At 61.9% G+C, this 22416-nt stretch carries 18 protein-coding genes; 10 read left to right on the forward strand and 8 right to left on the reverse strand.

All coding sequences use genetic code 11. The annotated features are described in order from the left end of the window. Positions 1 to 76: 76 nt before the first annotated feature. The 7 genes from phaC to HX811_RS22880 all read right to left on the reverse strand — a co-directional run bounded on the left by phaC (position 77) and on the right by HX811_RS22880 (position 9605). Positions 77 to 1756 (reverse strand): class II poly(R)-hydroxyalkanoic acid synthase, encoded by a 1680-nt coding sequence (phaC, locus tag HX811_RS22850; RefSeq protein ID WP_003209318.1) that lies wholly within the window; start codon positions 1754 to 1756, stop codon positions 77 to 79. Between the two features lie 249 nt (positions 1757 to 2005). Beyond that, complete coding sequence (locus tag HX811_RS22855) at positions 2006 to 2383, reverse strand: gamma-butyrobetaine hydroxylase-like domain-containing protein (RefSeq protein WP_003209319.1); 378 nt, start codon at positions 2381 to 2383, stop codon at positions 2006 to 2008. A 162-nt stretch (positions 2384 to 2545) separates the two neighbouring features. Next, complete coding sequence (gene hslU, locus HX811_RS22860; RefSeq protein WP_008439258.1) at positions 2546 to 3883, reverse strand: ATP-dependent protease ATPase subunit HslU; 1338 nt, start codon at positions 3881 to 3883, stop codon at positions 2546 to 2548. Positions 3884 to 3921: 38 nt separating this feature from the next. Next, positions 3922 to 4452, reverse strand: coding sequence for an ATP-dependent protease subunit HslV (gene hslV, locus HX811_RS22865; RefSeq protein ID WP_003209323.1), 531 nt, complete (start codon positions 4450 to 4452; stop codon positions 3922 to 3924). Positions 4453 to 4708: 256 nt separating this feature from the next. Further along, positions 4709 to 5413: an SPOR domain-containing protein gene (locus HX811_RS22870; RefSeq protein ID WP_003209324.1), complete on the reverse strand. Its 705-nt coding sequence runs from the start codon at positions 5411 to 5413 to the stop codon at positions 4709 to 4711. 1 nt (position 5414) lies between these two features. Then, positions 5415 to 7151, reverse strand: coding sequence for an arginine--tRNA ligase (gene argS / locus HX811_RS22875; protein ID WP_003209327.1), 1737 nt, complete (start codon positions 7149 to 7151; stop codon positions 5415 to 5417). 234 nt (positions 7152 to 7385) lie between these two features. Further along, positions 7386 to 9605: a primosomal protein N' gene (locus tag HX811_RS22880; RefSeq protein WP_008439257.1), complete on the reverse strand. Its 2220-nt coding sequence runs from the start codon at positions 9603 to 9605 to the stop codon at positions 7386 to 7388. A 297-nt stretch (positions 9606 to 9902) separates the two neighbouring features. Here HX811_RS22880 and rpmE point away from each other — a divergent pair, with 297 nt between their 5' ends. The 3 genes from rpmE to HX811_RS22895 all read left to right on the forward strand — a co-directional run bounded on the left by rpmE (position 9903) and on the right by HX811_RS22895 (position 12413). After that, positions 9903 to 10133, forward strand: coding sequence for a 50S ribosomal protein L31 (rpmE, locus tag HX811_RS22885; protein ID WP_003209330.1), 231 nt, complete (start codon positions 9903 to 9905; stop codon positions 10131 to 10133). Positions 10134 to 10174: 41 nt separating this feature from the next. Next, a complete protein-coding gene (locus HX811_RS22890; protein ID WP_177047682.1) occupies positions 10175 to 10963 on the forward strand; it encodes a thermonuclease family protein in 789 nt (262 codons plus the stop codon). A 181-nt stretch (positions 10964 to 11144) separates the two neighbouring features. Beyond that, a complete protein-coding gene (locus HX811_RS22895; protein ID WP_102367939.1) occupies positions 11145 to 12413 on the forward strand; it encodes a malic enzyme-like NAD(P)-binding protein in 1269 nt (422 codons plus the stop codon). 195 nt (positions 12414 to 12608) lie between these two features. Here HX811_RS22895 and HX811_RS22900 read toward each other — a convergent pair whose 3' ends face one another. Then, complete coding sequence (locus HX811_RS22900; protein ID WP_371132457.1) at positions 12609 to 15065, reverse strand: penicillin-binding protein 1A; 2457 nt, start codon at positions 15063 to 15065, stop codon at positions 12609 to 12611. Between the two features lie 220 nt (positions 15066 to 15285). On the opposite strand from HX811_RS22900, the gene pilM reads away from it, so the two are divergent. From pilM to HX811_RS22935, 7 genes are all read left to right on the forward strand, one after another. Beyond that, complete coding sequence (pilM, locus tag HX811_RS22905; RefSeq protein ID WP_023659347.1) at positions 15286 to 15939, forward strand: type IV pilus biogenesis protein PilM; 654 nt, start codon at positions 15286 to 15288, stop codon at positions 15937 to 15939. Beyond that, complete coding sequence (locus HX811_RS22910; RefSeq protein WP_003209339.1) at positions 15939 to 16490, forward strand: PilN domain-containing protein; 552 nt, start codon at positions 15939 to 15941, stop codon at positions 16488 to 16490. Before pilM ends, HX811_RS22910 begins: the two co-directional genes overlap by 1 nt. Then, complete coding sequence (locus HX811_RS22915; RefSeq protein WP_177047530.1) at positions 16487 to 17512, forward strand: pilus assembly protein PilP; 1026 nt, start codon at positions 16487 to 16489, stop codon at positions 17510 to 17512. Before HX811_RS22910 ends, HX811_RS22915 begins: the two co-directional genes overlap by 4 nt. A 69-nt stretch (positions 17513 to 17581) precedes the next feature. Further along, a complete protein-coding gene (locus tag HX811_RS22920) occupies positions 17582 to 18919 on the forward strand; it encodes a type IV pilus secretin PilQ (RefSeq protein WP_177047685.1) in 1338 nt (445 codons plus the stop codon). A gap of 4 nt (positions 18920 to 18923) precedes the next feature. Beyond that, entirely contained in the window at positions 18924 to 19442 is a 519-nt protein-coding gene (aroK, locus tag HX811_RS22925; protein ID WP_003209345.1) for a shikimate kinase AroK, read from the forward strand. A 147-nt stretch (positions 19443 to 19589) separates the two neighbouring features. Then, positions 19590 to 20690, forward strand: a complete 1101-nt coding sequence (gene aroB, locus HX811_RS22930) for a 3-dehydroquinate synthase (RefSeq protein ID WP_003209346.1) — start codon at positions 19590 to 19592, stop codon at positions 20688 to 20690. A 10-nt stretch (positions 20691 to 20700) separates the two neighbouring features. Continuing rightward, positions 20701 to 22260, forward strand: coding sequence for an SPOR domain-containing protein (locus tag HX811_RS22935; RefSeq protein WP_003209350.1), 1560 nt, complete (start codon positions 20701 to 20703; stop codon positions 22258 to 22260). Positions 22261 to 22416: the final 156 nt, after the last annotated feature.

Consider the following 22416-nt stretch of genomic DNA (forward strand, 5'->3'; position numbering starts at 1 on the left):
TCAACTGACACACCCCCTTCGCGAGCAAGCCCGCTCCCACAGTTGATACCGTTCCAGTCACAAAAGTGTGTGTGCTTTATCGTTCATGTACATAAGTGCCCGGCGCCGCTTCCGCCGCTGCATAAGTCTTGTTGCCCAGGTTCGCAGGCGCCTTCTTCAATTTGCCCGACCGCTCCGCCTGCCACGCCTGCCAATGCAACCACCACGAATCGGTGTGCTTGGTGGCGTTCTCCTGCCAGTCCAGGGCCTTGCCCGGCATCGTATCGCTGGTCTGGTAACGCGATTTGGGATTGCCCGGCGGGTTCAGAATGCTCTGGATATGCCCGCTGCTGGACAGCACAAACTCCACCTTGCCGCCAAACAGCTGCGCCGACTTGTAGCAGGACTGCCACGGTGTGATGTGGTCGTTGGTGCCGGCCAAAGAATAAATATCGGCAGTGACCTGCTTCAGGTCGATCGGCGTGCCGCACACTTCCAGGGCATTGGCCCGCACCAAGGGATTGTTCTTGAACAGTTCGATCAGGTCGCCATGGAACGCGGCCGGCAAGCGGGTGGTGTCGTTGTTCCAGAACAGGATGTCGAACACCGGTGGCTCGTTGCCCAGCAGGTAGTTGTTGACCCAGTAGTTCCAGATCAGGTCATTGGGGCGCATCCAGGCAAACACCTTGGCCATGTCGCGGCCTTCCAGCACACCGGCCTGGTAGGAATGGCGCTTGGCTGCTTCCAGGGTCTGTTCGTCGACGAACAACGCCACCTGGGTGTCCAGGGTCGTGTCCAGCACGCTCACCAGCAGGGTCAGGGCGTTGACCTTCTTCTCGCCCAGCGCCGCGTAGTGGCCCAGCAGGGCGGTGCAGGTGATGCCGCCGGAGCAGGCGCCGAGCATGTTGATGTCTTTGCTGCCGGTGATCGCGCTCACCACATCGACCGCTTCTTTCAGCGCCTCGATGTAGGTCGACAGGCCCCACTCGCGCTGGGCCTTGGTCGGGTTGCGCCAACTGACGATAAACGTCTGCTGGTTATTGCGCAGGCAGAAGCGCGCCAGGCTCTTGTCCGGGCTCAGGTCGAATACATAGAACTTGTTGATCTGCGGCGGCACCACCAGCAGCGGACGTTCGTGCACCTGCTCGGTGATCGGCCGGTATTGGATCAGCTCCAGCACATCGTTGCGAAACACCACGGCGCCTTCGGTGGTGCCCAGGCTCTTGCCCACTTCAAAGGCGCCCATGTTGACCTGGCTCGGCATGCCGCCATTGTGCACCATGTCCTTGGCCAGGTGGGACAGGCCATCCAGCAGGCTCTTGCCGCCGGTTTCAAAGAAGCGTTTGACCGCCGCCGGGTTGGCTGCGCTGTTGGTGGGCGCCATGGCCTCGGTCATCAGGTTGATGACGAAGTGGCCGCGGCTGATGTCGTGTTCCGACAGGTTGCTGTCACCGATCCAGTCGTGCAGCTCCTTGCGCCACGCCAGGTAGGTTTGCAGGTAACGTTTGTAGAGCGGGTTCTGGGTCCACGCCGGGTCGTTGAAACGACGGTCGTCGGCCTCGGGTGTCAGCTGTGATTTGCCGAACACCACGTTCTTCAATTCGACGCCGAAATGGGCGACATGCTTGACGCTGTGCAACGGTTGTTTGATGGCCTGGGTCAGCACCATCCGAGCGGATGCCAGTAAATCCTTTTTCCGTAACGCGATGATCGGGTTCAGCCCCAGGGTGTTTTCCGAGGCCTGGCGTTTCAAGTCATCGTTGTTCTTGTTACTCATCTACGACGCTCCATTGTCCGACAGACGAGTACCGGGTACCGCTGTGTACCACTACTTGCCACACAGCACAGCCTGGTACTACTGCTCGGGTGACCGTTAATACCGCATCGTCAAATGCAGGGAACTTGCCAGTTCCATTGGTTACCCGAGTTTAATTTTTTTCGCAAGCGGGCCAATCGTTGGCCACGACAGAGGGGCATTCAAGCAGATGGAATTAGAAAATGCCCACTAATGAGCAAGAGGCCTGGGCTAGAGCATCAGCCGTACGACCGACTGGCTCGGGTCGCGGGTTTTTCCGGCGGCTTTCAGCTCGGCAAGATAGTCAGCCCACAGCGCGTCCTGACGCACGGCAAGTTGATAGAGGTAGTCCCAGGTGAACAATCCGCTGTCATGGCCATCGTCGAAGGTCAATTTCAGTGCGTATTGGCCGGCGGGTTCGATCTTGGTCAAGCCGACATTGAGCTTGCCGAATTGCAGGATCGGTTTGCCGTGGCCCTGGACCTCGGCGGAGGGGGAGTGCACGCGAAGGAATTCGGCGGGCAGTTGATACACCTCGTCGGGACCGTAGGTGAGGCCCAGGGTCCTGGAGGCTTTGTGCAGGTTGATGGCGGTAGGCAGTTTGGTCATTTGGGGAACCGCTCAGAGATGATCCTGAAGGAACCGGCTTTAAACTGTGGGAGCGGGCTTGCTCGCGAATGCGGTGGGTCAGTCACCGTTGCATAAACTGACCCACCGCATTCGCGAGCAAGCCCGCTCCCACATTAAAGCAGAGCGGTTCCTGCGTGAGGCTTACAGGATATAACGAGACAGATCTTCGTTCTGCGCCAATTCGCCCAGGTGGCTGTTGACGTAGTCGGCGTCGATCTTGATTGCTTCGCCATTCTGCGCGCCCGCCATGTCGCCGGCACTGAAGGACACTTCCTCCAGCAGGCGCTCAAGCAGGGTGTGCAAGCGACGGGCACCGATGTTCTCGGTCTTCTCGTTGACCTGCCAGGCAATCTCCGCCAGACGCTTGATACCGTCCGGCAGGAACTCAATGCCCAAGCCTTCGGTTTTAAGCAATTCGCGGTATTGCTCGGTCAGCGACGCATGCGGCTCGCTGAGGATGCGTTCGAAGTCGCCTGGCGTCAGGGCTTTCAGCTCAACGCGAATCGGCAGGCGGCCTTGCAGCTCCGGCACCAGGTCGCTCGGCTTGCTCAGGTGGAACGCACCGGATGCGATAAACAGGATGTGGTCGGTCTTGACCATGCCCAGCTTGGTGTTGACGGTGCAGCCTTCGATCAGCGGCAGCAGGTCGCGCTGCACGCCTTCGCGGGACACGTCGACGCCGCCGGAATTGCCGCGCTTGGCCACCTTGTCGATCTCGTCGATGAACACGATGCCGTGCTGCTCGACCGCTTCCAGGGCCTTGGCCTTGAGTTCTTCCTCATTGACCAGGCGCCCGGCTTCTTCGTCGCGCACCAGTTTCAGCGCTTCCTTCACCTTGAGCTTGCGGCTTTTCTTCTTGCCCTTGCCCATGTTGGCGAACAGGTTCTGCAACTGGCTGGTCATTTCTTCCATGCCAGGCGGTGCGGAGATGTCGACACCGGACACTTCGGCGACTTCGATCTCGATTTCCTTGTCGTCCAGCTGACCTTCACGCAGGCGCTTGCGGAACAGCTGGCGGGTATTGGAATCCGAGCTTGGCGCGGCGTCTTCGTTGAAGCCCATGCGTGCCGGTGGCAGCAAGGCGTCGAGGATGCGTTCTTCAGCGGCGTCTTCGGCGCGATGGCTGACCTTGGTCATTTCCTGTTCGCGCAGCAGCTTCAGGGCAGCGTCGGCCAGGTCACGAATGATCGACTCGACGTCACGGCCCACATAGCCCACTTCGGTGAACTTGGTGGCTTCGACCTTGATGAACGGAGCATTGGCCAACTTGGCCAGGCGCCGGGCGATCTCGGTTTTACCGACACCGGTCGGGCCGATCATCAGGATGTTCTTGGGGGTTACTTCAACGCGCAATTCTTCGGGCAGTTGCATCCGGCGCCAGCGGTTACGCAGGGCGATGGCAACGGCGCGCTTGGCATCGTCCTGGCCGATGATATGGCGATTGAGTTCATGGACGATTTCGCGGGGAGTCATGGACATAGTAATTGGCGGTCCTCAAGCGGGAATAAGCCTGCGGCTTATTCGGCGAGGTCCTGCTCCTCAATGGTCAGGTTGTGGTTGGTGAAGACACAGATGTCGCCAGCGATACCCAGGGCAGTCTCGACGATTTCCCGGGCCGACAGGTCGGTTTTCTTCAGCAGGGCGCTGGCCGCCGCTTGTGCGTAGCCGCCACCGGAGCCCATGGCGATCAGGCCTTCTTCGGGTTCAACCACGTCGCCGTTGCCGGTGATGATCAGCGAGGCGTCTTTGTTGGCGACGGCCAGCATGGCTTCCAGGCGGCTGAGGGAGCGGTCGGTGCGCCATTCTTTGGCGAGCTCGACGGCGGCACGGACCAGGTGGCCCTGGTGCTTCTCAAGTTGGCCTTCAAAGCGCTCGAACAGGGTAAAGGCGTCAGCGGTGGCGCCGGCAAAACCGGCGAGGACCTGGCCGTGGTACAGGCGACGGACTTTTTTCGCGTTGCCTTTCATCACGGTATTGCCAAGTGAAACCTGGCCGTCGCCGCCCATGACGACTTTGCCGTGGCGGCGAACTGAAACGATGGTGGTCAAGGGGAGAGTCTCCACGCTGCGGGGCGAAAATGCCCTGATGGAACTCATATGGGGGTGGCGGGGGGGATTTCAACTGTAGGACGGGAGGGCGGACGAGTGGTGTTTATGTGTCGGACTCGGTCCTGAGGCCGATGAAAATCAAATGTGGGAGCGGGCTTGCTCGCGAATGCGGTGTGTCAGTCACCTAAAATATTGACTGATCTACCGCATTCGCGAGCAAGCCCGCTCCCACATTAACCCGATGCTGTTTCCGGAATCAGCGGCTCTGGCGTTGTTGTAACAACAGGTTGCTAAACCCGGCGCCGGCCAGTTGCTTCTGCGCCACGGTCAGCTGTTCACGGTTGCTGAACGGCCCCACCAGCACGCGATACCAGGTCGCATCCTTAACCGTCCCGGACTCCACCGTCACCGCCTGTCCCAGCAAAATAATCTGCGCGCGCACACGGTCCGCATCCGCCTGTTTCGGGAACGAGCCCGCCTGCAGGAAGAACTTGGTCACCGGCGCGGCCTTGGTGGTGGCAACCGGCGGCGGTGGCGGCGGGGTAATCCCGGCCAGCGCAGCCTGGGCCCGGGCCGTGTCGATCTTCGCTGCTTCCGCCGGGGTAACCGGCGTAGTCGGCACCGGCTGCGGCGTCGGCAGGGTTTTCTCCGGCACGGCGTCCGGCGGCACGATCACTTCCGATTCCGGCAGCAGCGTGTAGAAGTCGTATTTCGGCTTCACCGGCGCAGTCGGGCTAGGCGGTGTCTTGTTCGCCTCGGCCATTTTCGTGGCCTTCTGCTGTTCTTGCTTGACCCGTTTGACGTCATCGCCCTTGCCCGGGTCGAGCTTCATCAGGAATACCACAAACGCGCCGACCGTCAGGCCGATGGCCATCCACAACCAGCCCGGAATAGGTTTCTTCGCCGGTGCCTGGTAGCGGCTGGCGCCGCGCTTGGGTGCAGGTTTTTTCTTGGCAGCCAACTTACATACGCTCCAGAGTTTCCAGGCCCAACAATTCCAGGCCTTGCTTGAGGGTCCGTCCTGCCAGTGCGGCGAGGCGCAGGCGGCTCTGCTTTTGGGCTTCGTCGTCTGCGGTCAGGATCGGGCAGTTCTCGTAGAAGCTGGAGAACAAACCGGCGACTTCGTACAAATAGGTGCAGAGGATGTGCGGTGTGCCTTTTTCGCCGACGCTGTTCAGCACTTCGCCGAATTGCGCGAGCTTGGCGGCCAGTTCCTGCTCGTGTGGCGCCTCAAGGTTGATCTGGCCTTCGACTTCGCTGAAGTCCTTGCCCAGCTTGCGGAACACACCGGCCACCCGCGTGTAGGCATACAGCAGGTACGGCGCAGTGTTGCCTTCGAAGTTGAGCATCAGTTCGAAGTTGAAGCTGTAGTCGCTGGTGCGGTGCTTGGACAGGTCGGCGTATTTCACCGCGCCAATCCCCACCACGCGGGCGATGTTGCGCAGGTCGGCTTCGGCCAGCTCCGGGTTCTTTTCCTTCACCAGGTTGTAGGCGCGGTCCTGGGCTTCGTTCAGCAGGTCGATCAGCTTCACGGTGCCGCCGTCACGGGTCTTGAACGGGCGGCCATCGGCGCCGTTCATGGTGCCGAAGCCCATGTGTTCCATCTGCATCGGGTGGGTCACGAAACCGGCGCGGCGCGCCACTTCAAACACTTGCTGGAAGTGCAGGGCCTGGCGCTGGTCAACGAAATACAGGGCACGGTCGGCTTTCAGCACGCCGCTGCGGTAGCGCACGGCGGCCAGGTCGGTGGTGGCGTAGAGGTAGCCGCCATCGGCCTTGACGATGATCACCGGCAGCGGGTCGCCATCGGCGGTCTTGAATTCTTCGAGGAACACGCACTGCGCGCCGTTGCTTTCAACCAGCAGGCCCTTGGCCTTGAGGTCGTTGACCACGTTGATCAGGTCGTCGTTGTAGGCGCTTTCGCCCATCACGTCGGCCATGGTCAATTTGACGTTGAGCAGCTCGTAGATTTCCTGGCAGTGGGACAGCGAGATCTCGCGGAAGCGGCCCCACAGTTCCAGGCATTCGGCATCGCCGGCTTGCAGCTTGACCACCAGGCCACGGGCGCGGTCGGCGAATTCTTCGGATTCGTCGAAACGCTTCTTGGCGGCGCGGTAGAAGTTCTCCAGGTCCGACAGCTCGTTGCTGGTGATCGGGTTTTCCTGCAGATAGGCCATCAACATGCCGAACTGGGTACCCCAATCGCCCACGTGGTTCTGGCGGATCACGTCATCGCCGAGGAACTCCAGGACCCGCGCCACGCCGTCACCGATGATGGTGGAGCGCAGGTGGCCCACGTGCATTTCCTTGGCCAGGTTCGGTGCCGACAGGTCGATGGCCACGCGCTGTGCCGGGCCGGCCTTGCGCACGCCGATTTTCGCGTCGGCCAGGGCCGCGTCCAGGCGCGAAGCCAGGGCCTGGGTGTTCTGGAAGAAGTTGATGAAGCCTGGGCCGGCGATTTCAGCCTTGGTCACCTGCGGGTCGGCCGGCAGCGCGGCGATGATTTTTTCCGCCAGGTCGCGCGGCTTCAGGCCGGCCGGCTTGGCCAGCATCATCGCGATGTTGCTGGCGAAATCACCGTGGGTCTTGTCGCGGGTATTTTCCACCTGGATCGCCGGCGTCAGGCCTTCAGGCAACACACCTTCGTTGACGAGTTGGGTGAGGGCTTGTTGGATCAGCTGGCGAATGGTGTCTTTCATGGTGTTCTCTTTCGACCGCAAGCGGTGGCGCGCGATGCGCAGGTGGAAAAACTGGGCATTATCCGTGGCGAGGGCGGGCTTGCCAACCTTCGCGGGACCTTGACGGACGATTAACCTGTGGCGAGGGAGCTTGCTCTGGCGAGGGAGCTTGCTCCCGCTGGAGTGCGTAGCGCTCCCGGCTTTTTTGGGGCTGCTACGCAGCCCAGCGGGAGCAAGCTCCCTCGCCACAGGGGGTTAGTACAAATCTACCGGGTCTACGTCCAGCGACCATCTCACCTGGCGACCACTGGGCATTTGCTCCAGCGCAAGTAACCAGCTGCTTAATAAACGATGCAGCGGCGCGCGGGCGCTGGCTTGCAAGAGTAGCTGGGCGCGGTAACGCCCGGCGCGGCGTTCCATCGGTGCTGGCACCGGGCCCAATAGCTCGATGCCGGTCAGACCCAGTTCCCCCAGCAAACGTTCAGCCTCGCTGCACGCTTCATCCAGGAAACCTTCGGCCTGCCCCGGCTTGTGCGCTTCGGCCCGCAGCAGCGCCAGATGCGCAAACGGTGGCAGACCTGCCGAGCGTCGCTCGCTCAAGGCCTGTTCGGCGAAGGCAAAGTAGCCTTGTTCTGTCAGTTGAATCAGCAGCGGGTGGTCGGCCAGGTGCGTCTGGATGATCACCTTGCCCGGCTCTTCGGCCCGCCCGGCCCGGCCTGCGACCTGCACGATCAACTGCGCCATGCGCTCGCTGGCGCGAAAATCCCCGGAGAACAGCCCGCCGTCGGCATCCAGGATCGACACCAGGGTCACCCGTGGGAAGTGATGCCCTTTGGCAAGCATCTGCGTGCCCACCAGAATGCACGGCTGGCCCTTCTGGATCGTTGCGAACAACTGATTCATCGCGTCCTTGCGCGAGGTGCTGTCGCGGTCGACCCGCAGCACCGGGTAATCCGGGAACAGGATGCCCAGTCGTTCTTCGGCGCGCTCGGTGCCCGCACCCACCGGTCGCAAGTCGACTTTGCCGCACTGCGGGCAGTGCCGCGGCACCCGTTCCACATGGCCGCAGTGATGGCAGCGCAACTCGCCGGAGCGCTGGTGCACGGTCATTCGCGCATCGCAGCGATTGCACTCGGACATCCAGCCGCAGTCGTGGCACAGCAGCGTCGGCGCAAAACCCCGGCGGTTGAGGAACACCAGCACTTGCTGGCCCGCCGCGAGGGTTTGCCCGATGGCTTGTTGCATCGGCCCGGAAATGCCGCTGTCCAGCGGGCGACTTTTCACGTCCAGGCGCAGGAAGCGTGGCTGCTTGGCGCCGCCGGCCCGCTCGTTCAGGCGCAGCAGGCCGTAGCGCCCGGTGTAGGCGTTGTGCAGGCTTTCCAGGGAAGGCGTGGCCGAGCCCAGCACAATCGGGATGTTTTCCTGGCGGGCGCGCACCAGCGCCAGGTCGCGGGCGTGGTAGCGCAGGCCTTCCTGCTGTTTATAGGAGCCGTCGTGTTCTTCGTCGATGATGATCAGCCCGGGATTTTTCATCGGGGTGAACAGCGCCGAACGGGTGCCGATAATAATGTCGGCCTCACCGTCCCGGGCGGCGAGCCAGGATTCCAGGCGCTCGCGGTCGTTGACCGCCGAGTGCACCAGGGCGATGCGCGCGTTGAAACGCTGCTCGAAACGCGCCAGGGTTTGCGGGCCGAGGTTGATCTCGGGGATCAGCACCAGTGCCTGTTTGCCGGCTTCGAGGGTTTCGCGGATCAGTTGCAAATAGACTTCGGTCTTGCCGCTGCCGGTGACGCCCGCCAGCAGGAACGCGTGGAAACTGTCGAAACCGGCGCGAATCGCTTCATAGGCGGCGCGTTGTTCGGGGTTGAGCGGCAGTTCCGGCTGGGCCAGCCAGTGTTCGTGGCGCTCGCCGGGGGCGTGCTTGCGGATTTCCACTTGCACCAGGCCTTTGGCGAGTAGCAAATCCAGGCTGTCCTTGCTCAGCATCAACTTGCTTAACAGCTGATGGGCGACGCCGTGGGGATGCTGGGCCAGGGTTGCCAGGGCTTCACGCTGGCGCGGGGCGCGGGCGATGCGCGGGTCGTCCATGCGCGCCCCCGGGACCATCGACCAGAAACGCTCCTGACGCGCCTCGGCCAGTTCGCCCTGGCGCAACAGCACCGGCAGCGCCCAGCTCAAGGTGTCGCCGAGGCTGTGCTGGTAATACTGCGAGGTCCACAGGCACAGTTTGAACAGTGCGGGCGGCAGCGGCGGCGTGCTGTCGAGGATGGCCACGGCGGGCTTGAGCTTCTCGGCGGGCACTTCGCTGTGATCGGCGACCTCCACCAGGATGCCGATCATCTCCCGCCGGCCAAACGGTACCCGTACGCGCATGCCGGGCTGCAACTGCGACCGCAATACGCCGGCAGGGGCCCGATAATCGAACAGGCGGCGCAGGGGCGAGGGCAGGGCGAGGCGCAAAATGGCGTCGGGCACGCGGGGGTTCTCATATGACGGGCGGCGAAGAAGGGCGGGAGCCTAGCAGACCAGCGGTGGATGTGGGAGCCGGGCTTGCCCGCGATAGTATCGACACGGTGCACCTGAGGCACCGCGGCGCCTGCATCGCGGGCAAGCCCGGCTCCCACAGGACCTTGTGTATGCCGTGCTTTTCTGATGAAAGGGGCCGTAGTGCTTCTTGCGCGTTTAAAAAGGTCTGGTAGAATCCGCGGCCTAATTACGTGCGGTATTCAACAATAGTGTTGATTGGCGGCACGCTAGCCTGAGGAATACACCATGAAAGCCGATATCCATCCAAACTATGTTGCCATCGACGTTACCTGCAGCTGCGGTAACAAGTTCGAAACCCGTTCGACTTTCGGCAAAGCTCTGCCAATCGACGTGTGCAACGAGTGCCACCCGTTCTACACCGGTAAGCAGAAGACTCTGGATGTTGGCGGCCGTGTTGACCGCTTCAAGACCCGCTTCGGTGCTTTCGGCGCTAAAGCTGCTCCTAAAGCCGAGTAAGGCTGGTTCGCTTGGATGGCCTGTATGGCTTGTCCTCGCTGATGAAAAAGGCGTCCCTCGTGGGCGCCTTTTTTGTGTCTGCGATTTGGCTGGCGCCCGCCCAGGCCGAGGTGTTCTGCCCGGCGCCCGGCGATGTCGCGACCTTCGACGTGCAGCGGGTAGTGGATGGTGACACCGTGCGCCTCAAGGACGGCCGCAGCATACGCATGATCGGCGTCAATGCCCCGGAAACCGGCAAGCAGGGGCGCACTGATGAGCCCTTCGCCGTGGCTGCTCGCGAGCGCCTGCAAAGTCTTGTGGACGCGAGCGGTGGGCGCGTTGGCGTGGTGCCCGGACGGGAGAGCAAGGACCGTTACGGCCGCACCCTGGCCCATCTCTACGGTGCCAATGGAGCAAATCTGGAGGCACAGTTGCTCGCCGAAGGCCTTGGCTTCCAGGTGGCCGTCGCGCCGAACGTGGAACTGGTGGCCTGCCAGCAAGCCGCCGAACGCAGCGCCCGGCAGGCCCGGCTGGGGGTGTGGCGCCGGTCACCGGTGGTCGATGCGGCGAAGATCCGGCGCTCGGGCTTTGCGGTGGTCAGCGGCCGAGTGAGCAAAATCGAACGCAATCGCGGCGGAGTCTGGATCGAGTTGCAGGGCTCACTGGTATTACGCATTGCGCCCAATCAGGTGGCCACGTTCGACAGTGTGCTGTTGAAGGGTTTGCAGGGCCAGTCCATCGAAGCCCGCGGCTGGGTGCTGGACCGCTACCGACGCGGCGGCCTGGAAAAGGGCCAGGCACGCTGGCTGTTGCCACTGACCGATCCCGGCATGCTCGAGCAGGCGCCGTAAGAAAAAATTGTAGACATTTTTCAGGTCGATTGTGAACAGTTGAGCCCTTGTATCCCGTGGCTCTTGGCCAAAAGTCGTAGGGCAGGGCCCTTGACACCTGTGACTGCCCAGTCTTGTGGGGACTTTGCGACACGCGTATCCTCGGCGGTCCGTCGACCAACAGTAAAAGCGGAATGCCGATATGTCTGATTTGAAAACTGCCGCTCTCGAATATCATGCCCATCCTCGTCCAGGAAAGCTGAGTGTAGAGCTCACCAAAGCCACTGCCACCGCCCGCGACCTGTCGCTGGCCTACAGCCCTGGCGTTGCCGAGCCCGTACGTGAAATCGCCCGCGATCCTGAACTGGCCTACAAGTACACCGGCAAAGGCAACCTGGTTGCAGTGATCTCTGATGGCACCGCGATCCTCGGCCTGGGTAACCTCGGCCCATTGGCTTCCAAGCCAGTCATGGAAGGTAAAGGCGTGCTGTTCAAGCGCTTCGCCGGCATTGACGTATTCGATATCGAAGTGGACTCCGAAAGCCCGCAGGCTTTCATCGACACCGTCAAGCGCATCTCCATCACCTTCGGTGGCATCAACCTGGAAGACATCAAGGCACCTGAGTGCTTCGAGATCGAAAAGGCCCTGATCGAACAGTGCGACATCCCGGTATTCCACGATGACCAGCACGGCACCGCGATCGTTACCGCGGCCGGCATGATCAATGCCCTGGAAATCGCCGGCAAAACCCTTGGCGAAGCCAAGATCGTTTGCCTGGGCGCCGGCGCTGCGGCCATCTCTTGCATGAAGTTGCTGGTGAGCATGGGCGCCAAGCTGGAAAACATCTACATGGTCGACAGCAAGGGCGTTGTGCAGTCCGAGCGTACCGACCTGAACCAGTACAAGGCGATGTTCGCGCATCCGTCCTCCAAGCGTACCCTGGCTGACGCCCTGGACGGTGCAGACGTGTTCGTTGGCCTGTCCGGCCCGAACCTGCTGAGCGCCGAAGGCCTCAAGTCCATGGCCGCCAACCCGATCGTGTTCGCGTGCTCCAACCCGGATCCGGAAATCTCCCCGGAACTGGCCCATGCCACCCGTAACGACGTGATCATGGCCACCGGCCGTTCGGACTACCCGAACCAGGTCAACAACGTACTGGGCTTCCCGTTCATCTTCCGTGGTGCCCTGGACGTTCGCGCCAAGCGCATCAACGAAGAGATGAAAGTCGCGGCCGCCAACGCCCTGCGCGAACTGGCCAAGCTGCCGGTTCCTCAGGAAGTGTGCGACGCCTACGGCGGCATCAAGCTGGAATTCGGTCGTGAGTACATCATCCCGAAACCAATGGACAAACGCCTGATCACCCTGATCTCCGATGCCGTGGCCAAAGCCGCAATCGAGACGGGTGTGGCCACCCTGCCGTATCCGAAGAACTACCCGCTGCAAAGCGTGGATGATGTGTTCAACGGCTAAGCCGTTGTAGCGCACCACCAAAAAGCCCCGGCTCTTGCGAGTCGGGGCTTTTTTATTGCCTGTTGATCAGTTCAAGGCTTGCGACGATCCAAATGTGGGAGCCGGGCTTGCCCGCGATGAGGGCAGGACAGTTAACACAACTGTGACTGACCCTCCGCTATCGCGGGCAAGCCCGGCTCCCACAGGGGACTTGCGTCAGAACAAATCGATCGGCGCCGCCTCGTCCGCCGGCAGCGGGCTGCCCGGTGCAACACCATTGCCCAGCTCGTTGAGCGACGGCGGCGTGTCCTCGCTCTTGAACAGCTCGAAGTACGCATTCGGCGTGCTCGGCGCTGCTGCACGGCCGCTGACCGGGTCGATCCGCAGGCTCAGGATGCCTTCCGGTTCCGGCTGGGTATGCAGCGGCATATCCTTCAGCGCGGCGCCCATGTAGCTCATCCAGATCGGCAGCGCGACAGTGCCGCCGAACTCCCGGCGACCGAGGCTTTCCGGCTGGTCGTAACCGGTCCATACGGTGGTCACGTAGTCGGCGTTGTAGCCTGAGAACCAGGCATCCTTGGAATCGTTGGTGGTACCGGTCTTGCCGGCGATATCGGCACGGCCCAGGGCCAGGGCACGACGCCCCGTACCTTTCTTGATCACGTCTTCCAGGATGCTGTTGAGGATGTAGGTGGTACGGCCATCCACAACGCGTTCGGCTACCGCCGGCGCTTGTGGTGCGGCGGGTGCACCAGCTGCCGGGGCTTCGCCTGGCGTCGGCTCGATGGTGATGCCGCCGTTGGCCGGTGCTGCCTGGCCGTCAGTGGCCGCGACGCCATTGACCACGTCGCCCGGTACCCGTGGCGGGTTGGCGGTGAACAGGGTTTCGCCGCTACGGCTTTCGATCTTGTCGATCAGGTACGGGGTGATCTTGTAGCCGCCGTTGGCAAAGGTGCTCCAGCCGGTGGCGATTTCCATCGGTGTCAGCGTGGCGGTACCCAGTGCCAGGGACAGGTTGGGCGGCAGGTCCGACTTGTTGAAGCCGAAGCGGGTGATGTAGTCGATGGTCTTGCCTACGCCCATCGCCTGCAGCAGGCGGATCGACACCAGGTTACGCGACTTGTACAGCGCCTCGCGGACGCGGATCGGGCCGAGGAAGGTGTTGGTGTCGTTCTTCGGGCGCCAGACTTTGTCCAGGTACTCGTCGACGAACACGATCGGTGCATCGTTGACCAGGCTGGCGGCGGTGTAGCCGTTATCCAGTGCAGCGCTGTAGATGAACGGCTTGAAGCTGGAACCCGGCTGGCGCTTGGCCTGGGTGGCGCGGTTGTAGTTGCTCTGCTCGAAGGCAAAGCCGCCGACCAGGGCACGGATTGCACCGTTCTGCGGGTCAAGCGACACCAGCGCGCCCTGTGCCACGGGCACCTGGCTGAATTTCAGGCTGTCGTCCTTCTGGCGCTGCACACGAATCAGGTCGCCGACCTGCGCCACGTCCGACGGCTGCTTGGGCATCGGGCCCATGCTGTTGGTGTTCAGGAAAGGGCGGGCCCATTTCATGCTGTCCCACGACACATGCTCTTCGCCGGTGCGGGTCAGTACCTGCACGCCATCTTTCTTCACCTGGGTGACGATGGCGGGTTCAAGGCCGCTGATCGGGCGCTGTTTGCCCAGCTCGACGGTCCAGGCGCTCAGGGTCTTGCCCGGCAGGCGTGATTCAGGGCCGCGGTAGCCATGGCGCTGGTCATAGGCGACCAGGCCATCGTGTACCGACTTGTTGGCGATTTCCTGCAGGTTGCTCGGAATCGTCGTGGTCACGCGGAAACCTTCGGTGTACGCCTCGCTGCCATAGCGGCCGACCATCTCGGCACGGGCCATTTCGGCGATATACGGGGCATTCACTTCCGGGGTCGGCACGTGATAGCTGGCGTTCAGCGGCTCGGCCACCGCACTTTCGTACGCGGCCTGGTCGATCTTGCCCAGCTTGTACATGCGGCCCAGGATCCAGTCGCGGCGCTCTTTGCTGCGCGCCGGGTTGGCCAGCGGGTTAAAGCGTGAAGGCGCCTTGGGCAGGCCGGCAATCATCGCCATCTGCGCCAGGCTGGCGTCACGAATCGACTTGCCGTAGTAAACCTGCGAAGCCGCCTCGATGCCGTAGGCGCGGTTGCCCAGATAGATCTTGTTGACGTACAGCTCAAGGATCTCGTCCTTGGTCAGCTGACGTTCGATCTGCAACGCCAGGAGGATTTCCGTGGCTTTGCGGGAAAAGCTGCGTTCGCTGGTCAGGAAGAAGTTCTTCGCCACCTGCATGGTGATGGTGCTGCCACCGGATTGAATGTGTCCGCTTTTGACCAATTGCGTGGCCGCCCGCACCAGGCTGCTTGGGTCGACGCCATAGTGATTGGCGAAGTTATCGTCTTCAGCCGACAGCAGGGCGTTGATGAAATTGGGTGGAATGTCGGCGAAACGGATCGGTGTGCGGCGCATTTCGCCGAACTCCGCGATCAGTTTTTCATCGCTGCTGTAGACCCGCAAAGGAATCTGCAACTGGATACTTCTCAGGGCCTCTACGGAGGGCAAACCCGGACTAAGGTAGAGATAGGCCCCGCTGAGCACGAGCATCAGCCCGCAGACGATCGCGACAATGGAGTACCCGAAAAACTTCAGCAGACGAATCAAGGCTTTTGGATTTCCAAGGAAAAGAATGGGTTAGGCGTCGGGGCATGCACGGCAAGTGGTGGATCGACCCGGCCAGCAGATAAACGCGGGAAAAAACGCTGGGCATTAAAGCATTTTTCGGCTTCGGGCGTCATTCGCGCCGCTCATACAAGCCGACCGAATGCAGGAAGCCTGGCAGCAATCAGTCCGTAAGACAGGGAAAGTTTTGGGGAGTTTTATGAGAAAGGGATTTTTCAGGCGAAAAGCCGATGCCGTCCTGGGTATCGACATCAATGACACCGGCGTCAGGCTGGTGGAGCTGGAGGCTTCAGGCACTGGCTACAGCGTGCGGGGCTACGCCATGCAGCAGTTGCCGGCCCATGCGGTGGTCGACAGCAGCGTGGTTGATTTCGATGCCGTCGCGCAGGCACTTTCCCGGGCGCTGGTACAGGCGCATACATCACTCAGGCATGCCGCCGTGGCCGTGGCAGGGCCCTCGGTGATTACCCGCGTGCTGGAGATGGACACGGGGCTGACGGATGCTGAAATGGTGCGTCGAATCCATGGGGAAGCAGACCAGTACATTCCTTATCCGCTGGAGGATGTGGCTATCGACTTCCAGGTGCAGGGCCCGTCGGCCCATGACCCGCAAAGCGTCGATGTGCTGCTGGTTGCCTGCCTCAAGGAACAGGTGGAGGCCCGTGAGGCGGTTTTGGCCCTTGCGGGGCTGGCGACGCGGATAGTGGATGTCGAAGCATTTGCATTGGCTCGCGCGGGCAGGCAGGCTTCGGACAGCATCACGCCGGGCCGTCGTGTCGATGGCGCGCAATGGGCCGTGGATGCCCAGGGAATGGGAGTGGCCTGCGGGCTGGCCCTGAGGAGTTTCGACTGATGACACGAATCAACCTGTTGCCGTGGCGCGCAGAACGGAATGAGCGGCGGCGCAAATATTTTCTGGTGTTTTTGGCGGGGGCTGCAGCGGTGGCGCTGGCTGCGGTTTGGCTGGCAGACCAGGTGATCGACCGTGCAATCGATCGGCAGTTGGCCCGCAATAACCAGTTGAGCCAGGGTGTCACCGGGCTCGACTCGCGGATCAAGGCCATCGACGAACTGCATGAGCAGCGCCAGCAGTTGATGGAACGGATGAAAGTTGTGCAGGGTTTGCAGGACGATCGTGCGGCGGGTGCTCAGTTGCTGGACCAGTTGGCCCGCGCCGTGCCGGAGGGGGTGCAGTTGCGCGAAGTGAGCGTCGACGGCGGTTCTGTTTCCATCAGCGGCACGGCCGGATCGAACCGGGACATTGCTCAGTTCATGCGAGGCCTCGAAGCTGCCGAAGACTTGGAAGCGCCCCGGCTTCAACGGGTTCGCGGCGCGCAGGAGGGCGACGACAATGGCTTCCAGTTGACGGTTCGCCATGGACACTCGGATGAGGTGCGCCAATGAGAGGGGCGTCAGGCCTGCCAGGGCTGACGGAATCCGATATAACCCAGCTCTGCCAGAACGCCGCCAACTGGCCCTTGCCGGGCAAGGCGTTGCTGGCTGGCGCGGTGGTTTGCCTGCTGTGGGCGGTGGGCAATACCTTCTACTTGAGTGGGGCGCGGGAGCAACTGCGCCAGCTTGAGTCGCAGGAAGTGGCGCTTGAACAGCAGGTCGCGCTGAAAACCAGCCAGGCTGCCGGCCTGGAGTCCCTGGCCCGCGAACTCGAAACAATGCGAGGCCATTTCGCCAACCTGTTACGGTGGCTGCCTGCCGACCCCCAGGTACCCGGCCTGCTTGAAGATATTGGCCGCCTGAGTGCCGCCAATGGCTTGGTGCTGGAGGCCATCGAACTTCGGGATGACCAGTCTCGTGCCCTGTACATCGAATCGCCCATGCAGATTGGCGTCACCGGGACTTTTCACGACCTGGCGGCGTTCATCAACGGCATGGCCAGCTTGCCGGGAATTGTCACGGTGCATGACTTGGCATTCAGTCCTGTCGATCCCTCGGTGTTGCATCTCAGTCTGGTAGCCAGGACTTATCGTCACAACCGCCAGGCGGGCGATGACCTGGAGGTTGATTTGCACCCGCCGGCACAGGCTGCCGCCGAGCCCGGGCTGCAGCAAGTGGCCTACGATTTTGCAGCCTTGCGCGACCCTTTCCAGCCGCCCTCTCGCCAACTGGTTCGACCCGCCGGGCGACCGGCTGCCGGACCTGATCTCGCCAGGCCTCGCGGAATCCTCGAAGGCTTCGCCGTGGAGCAGTTCGAAATGGTCGGGACCTTGTCCCTGGGGGCTCAAACCTTCGCCCTGCTGCGCGGAGCGTCGTCTGTCCATCGGCTGGCAATCGGCGATTACCTGGGCCCGGACCACGGGCGCATCACGGCGATTCATGACTCCCATGTCGAACTGGCCGAGCTTTTCCCGGATGGCCAGGGCGCGTGGCTGGAACGCTCGCAAACCCTTGCCCTGAACGTGAACTCATAACGGAAACAAACAATGAAAAGGACTTTTTCGTCCTTCGGTGTGGCGCTATGGATAGCGTTCACGGCACCGATGGTCATGGCTGTGCCCAATCGAATCGACTTGATTCACCTGCCGCCACCTGGCAATGCGCCCCTGAGTACCGGACGCGTGGCATTTACCGGGGACAAGCTGTCCCTCAACTTCCAGAACATCGAGTTGCGCGCGGTGCTGCAACAGATTGCTGACGTTGCCGGCCTCAATCTGGTGACCAGTGACGACGTGCAGGGTTCGATCACCCTGCGCCTCAAGGACGTGCCCTGGGACCAGGCCCTGGACCTGGTGCTGCAAACCAAGGGGCTGGACAAGCGTGTGACGGCCAATGTGCTGCTGGTCGCGCCGGCCGAGGAGTTGGCCGCCCGCGAGTTGCTGGCGATGGAGTCGCGCAAGCAAATGACTGAGTTGGCACCGCTGCGCCGCGAGTTGCTGCAAGTCAATTACGCCAAGGCGTCGGACCTGGCCAAGCTCTTCCAGTCGGCCGTGGGCCTGGAAGGTGCAACCGATGAGCGCGGCTCGGTGGCGGTGGATGACCGCACCAACAACATCATCGCCTACCAGACCCGGGAGCGGCTGGAGGAGCTGCGCAAGATTGTGGCGCAACTGGATATTCCGGTAAGGCAGGTGATGATCGAGGCGCGGATCGTCGAGGCCAATGTGGATTACGACAAAAGCCTTGGCGTGCGCTGGGGCGGGCAACTGAATCGGGGTAACTGGGGGGCTGGCGGGATCAGGAAGCCGTTGGCGGAGGGGGCCGAGCCGCCTGAAACCCCGCCCAGCTCGCCGTTTGTGGACCTGGGGGCGGTCAACGGCAGCGCCGGCCTGGGTGTCGCGTTTATCACCGACAACCTGCTGCTGGACCTGGAACTGACCGCCATGGAAAAAACCGGCAATGGTGAAATCGTTTCGCAGCCCAAGGTCGTCACCTCCGACAAGGAAACCGCGCGAATCCTCAAGGGCACCGAGATTCCCTATCAGGAGTCCAGCTCCACCGGCGCGACCTCGGTGTCGTTCAAGGAGGCCTCCTTGTCATTGGAAGTGACCCCGCAAATCACCCCGGACGGCTGGGTGATCATGGAGGTCAAGGTCACCAAGGACGAGCCCGACTACCTGAACAGGCTCAACGATGTGCCGCCGATCAAGAAAAACGAGGTCAATGCCAAGGTGCTGGTCAAGGACGGGGAGACCATCGTGATCGGCGGGGTTTTCTCCAATACTCAAAGCAAAGTGGTAGATAAAGTGCCATTTTTGGGCGATGTGCCGTATCTTGGCCGCCTTTTCCGGCGGGATGTGGTTTCGGAGAAAAAATCCGAGCTGCTGGTATTCCTGACTCCGCGTATTATGAATAACCAGGCGATTGCTGTGAGTCGTTGATTCTGTGCGAAATTTGATTCTTGTAGGACCGATGGGGGCTGGAAAAAGCACCATCGGCCGTTTGCTGGCCAAAGAGCTGCGCCTGCCATTCAAAGACTCCGATAAGGAAATTGAATTGCGCACGGGCGCCAATATCCCGTGGATCTTCGATAAGGAAGGCGAACTGGGCTTTCGCGACCGCGAGCAGGCGATGATTGCCGAACTGTGCGGCTGCGATGGCGTGGTATTGGCCACCGGCGGTGGCGCAGTGATGCGCGACGAGAACCGCCGGGCGCTGCACGCCGGCGGTCGCGTGGTTTATCTGCACGCGTCTGTCGAGCAGCAGGTGGGCCGCACCGCTCGCGACCGCAATCGCCCATTGCTGCGCACCGCCGACCCGGCAAAAACCCTGCGGGACCTGCTGACGCTGCGCGACCCGCTTTATCGGGAAATCGCCGATCTGGTGGTGGAAACCGATGAGCGGCCGCCACGAATGGTGGTTCTCGACATTCTCGAGCGCCTGGCACAGTTGCCACCCCGTTAAAGCCAGGGCCGAAATGCGCTATCCTCGGCGGCGCGTCATGACCGTCCGAGTTGTGGCGTAGAGCCATCAGGCAGCGTCAGATCCCGACGTTGCCGACAACGTTAATGTAGGGCAGGACGCCTGCTTTCATCTTCAACGCGGGGACACATGCAGACACTTAAGGTCGATCTTGGCGAGCGCAGCTACCCGATCCATATTGGCGAAGGTTTGTTGGACCAGCCCGAGTTGCTCGCACCGCATATTGCCGGGCGGCAAGTGGCGATCATCTCCAATGAAACGGTCGCGCCGCTGTATCTTGAGCGTCTGAGCCGCAGCCTGGCGGCGTACTCGGTGATCTCGGTGGTGCTGCCGGACGGCGAGGCCTTCAAGACCTGGGAAACCCTGCAACTGATCTTTGATGGCCTGCTGACGGCCCGTCATGACCGGCGCACCACGGTGGTGGCCCTGGGTGGCGGTGTGATCGGCGACATGGCCGGCTTTGCGGCCGCCTGCTATCAGCGCGGCGTGGACTTTATCCAGGTACCGACCACCTTGCTGTCCCAGGTCGATTCGTCGGTGGGCGGCAAGACGGGCATCAACCACCCGCTGGGCAAGAACATGGTCGGCGCGTTCTATCAGCCGAATGTGGTGCTGATCGACACTGCCACCCTCAATACCCTGCCACCCCGCGAGCTGTCGGCGGGCCTGGCGGAAGTCATCAAGTACGGGCTGATCTGCGACGAGCCGTTCCTGACCTGGCTGGAAGAACACGTCGACGCCCTGCGCGCCCTCGACCAGGTGGCACTCACCGAAGCGATTTCCCGCTCCTGCGCCGCCAAGGCGCTGGTGGTGAATGCCGACGAGCGTGAGTCCGGCGTGCGCGCCACCTTGAACCTCGGCCACACCTTCGGCCATGCGATCGAGACCCACATGGGCTATGGTGTGTGGTTGCATGGAGAGGCCGTAGCGGCTGGCACAGTGATGGCATTGGAGATGTCGCAACGCCTGGGCTGGATCAGCGCCCAGGAGCGTGATCGCGGGATCCGCCTGTTCCAGCGCGCCGGGTTGCCGGTCATTCCTCCCGAGGAGATGACCGAGGCAGATTTTCTCGAACATATGGCAATAGACAAGAAAGTGATCGACGGTCGACTGCGACTGGTGCTGTTGCGCCGAATGGGCGAAGCGGTAGTGACCGACGATTATCCGAAAGAGATTTTACAGGCCACGCTGGGAGCGGATTACCGCGCCCTGGCCCAGCTTAAAGGTTAATAAGATCCCGATGACTAGTTTGCATGCCGACGAGGCGTTCCTCGGCCATTACCAGTTAAGCCACGACCCTTTTGCTCCTCGGGTGCCTGGTTTCAAGTTTTTCCCTGCGCAACGCAAGCCGGTGCTGGGGCAACTGCACCACCTGGCGCGCTACAGCCAGTTGCTGCTGGTGGTCACCGGCCCATTGGGCAGCGGCAAGACCTTGCTGCGCCAGGCGCTGGTGGCCAGCACCAACAAGCAATCGGTACAGAGCGTGGTGGTTTCCGCCCGTGGTGCCGGTGATGCGGCAGGCGTGTTGCGTCAAGTGGCCCAGGCCCTCGACGTGTCCACTGCCGAGCCGAATGCGATCCTCAAGCAAGTGGTGCAACTGGGCCTGACCGGCCAGGAAGTCTACCTGCTGGTGGATGACGCCGAGCAGCTCGACGAATCTGCCCTGGAAGCGTTGCTGGCCCTGGCGGCCGGTACGCCTGAAGGGCGCCCGCATGTGTTCCTGTTTGGCGAGTCTTCGCTGATCGCCGAACTTGAACAGATCAGCGGTGAGCAGGAGCTGTTCCACGTCATCGAACTGCAGCCTTACGAAGAAGAAGAAACCCGCGAATACCTGGCCCAGCGGTTGGAAGGCGCGGGGCAGGGCATCGAACTTTTCTCCGCTTCGCAGATCTCTGATATTCACGAAAGCTCCGACGGCTGGCCTGGCACCATCAACCAGGTTGCCCGGGATGCCATGATCGAAGCCATGATTGCCAGCCGCTCAGCGGTAAAGCGTCCAAAGATGGGGTTTACTATGCCGAAGAAGCACGTATTGGCAATTTCTGCCGTTGTCGTGGTTGCCGTCGCCGCCGCCTGGTTGATTCCAGGTCGCAACAAGGCACCGACCACCGCTGGCGCGCCAACCGAACAGGCGCAGTTGCCACTGGGCAAGCCAACACCGAACGTTGAGTTTGCCAACTCCGGCCAACCCACCAACCTGCCAATGGTCGGCCAACCGGTGATGCGCGGCCCGCTCGCCGAAGAAGCTGGCGGCATCTCCGAAGGCGACGATGGGGTGCCCGTTGAAGGCTCCAGCGCCACGCCGCCGACCGTGACCACCACCGCGCCACCTGCGGGCGTGCCAGCCGGTCAGCCAGCGGCCAAGCCGACGCCAGCGCCAGCCCAGGTCGCCACCGCCAAGCCTGCGCCTGTGGCCAAGCCAGTCGCCCCGGCGCCTGCGGCCAAGCCGGCTCCAGCCGCCAAGCCTGCCGAAAAACCGGCCGTCGTGGCCAAGGCCGCGACTGGCGCTGCCGGCAGCAGCTGGTATGCCAGCCAGCCTACCGGTAACTTCGTGGTGCAGATCCTCGGCACCAGCTCCGAAGCCAACGCCCAGGCGTTCGTGAAAGAGCAGGGCGGCGAGTACCGTTATTTCAAGAAAGTGCTCAACGGTAAGCCTCTCTACGTGATCACTTACGGCAACTTCTCCAGCCGTACAGCAGCGGAATCCGCTATCAAGGCCTTGCCAGCGAAGGTTCAGGCTGGTAAACCTTGGCCTCGCACTGTCGCCAGCGTTCAACAAGAACTGGCAACAACTCGCTGAAGATCCGGCGGCCTTACCCAGGCCGCCCTCTCGGCACCTCAAAAAAAACAACACAGCGTGCAGCCCTGAAGGCCGCGCGCTTTGTGGTGTCTGCGTCACAGTGGCTTTTGAGTCGTAGCGGTCAAAATTAAAAAAGTTTTGACTAGCACAGCATAT

The sequence above is a fragment of the Pseudomonas sp. F8002 genome (assembly GCF_013385495.1).
Lineage (GTDB): Bacteria > Pseudomonadota > Gammaproteobacteria > Pseudomonadales > Pseudomonadaceae > Aquipseudomonas.

Excerpts from the sequence above, each read along its gene's own strand:
- aroB (WP_003209346.1), top strand. The coding sequence starts at position 19,590 with ATGCAGACACTTAAGGTCGATCTTGGCGAGCGCAGCTACCCGATCCAT.
- phaC (WP_003209318.1), bottom strand. The coding sequence starts at position 1,756 with ATGAGTAACAAGAACAACGATGACTTGAAACGCCAGGCCTCGGAAAAC.
- HX811_RS22935 (WP_003209350.1), top strand. The coding sequence starts at position 20,701 with ATGACTAGTTTGCATGCCGACGAGGCGTTCCTCGGCCATTACCAGTTA.
- pilM (WP_023659347.1), top strand. The coding sequence starts at position 15,286 with ATGAGAAAGGGATTTTTCAGGCGAAAAGCCGATGCCGTCCTGGGTATC.
- HX811_RS22910 (WP_003209339.1), top strand. The coding sequence starts at position 15,939 with ATGACACGAATCAACCTGTTGCCGTGGCGCGCAGAACGGAATGAGCGG.
- hslU (WP_008439258.1), bottom strand. The coding sequence starts at position 3,883 with ATGTCCATGACTCCCCGCGAAATCGTCCATGAACTCAATCGCCATATC.
- HX811_RS22920 (WP_177047685.1), top strand. The coding sequence starts at position 17,582 with ATGGTCATGGCTGTGCCCAATCGAATCGACTTGATTCACCTGCCGCCA.
- rpmE (WP_003209330.1), top strand. The coding sequence starts at position 9,903 with ATGAAAGCCGATATCCATCCAAACTATGTTGCCATCGACGTTACCTGC.
- HX811_RS22915 (WP_177047530.1), top strand. The coding sequence starts at position 16,487 with ATGAGAGGGGCGTCAGGCCTGCCAGGGCTGACGGAATCCGATATAACC.
- HX811_RS22890 (WP_177047682.1), top strand. The coding sequence starts at position 10,175 with ATGAAAAAGGCGTCCCTCGTGGGCGCCTTTTTTGTGTCTGCGATTTGG.
- HX811_RS22855 (WP_003209319.1), bottom strand. The coding sequence starts at position 2,383 with ATGACCAAACTGCCTACCGCCATCAACCTGCACAAAGCCTCCAGGACC.
- HX811_RS22895 (WP_102367939.1), top strand. The coding sequence starts at position 11,145 with ATGTCTGATTTGAAAACTGCCGCTCTCGAATATCATGCCCATCCTCGT.
- argS (WP_003209327.1), bottom strand. The coding sequence starts at position 7,151 with ATGAAAGACACCATTCGCCAGCTGATCCAACAAGCCCTCACCCAACTC.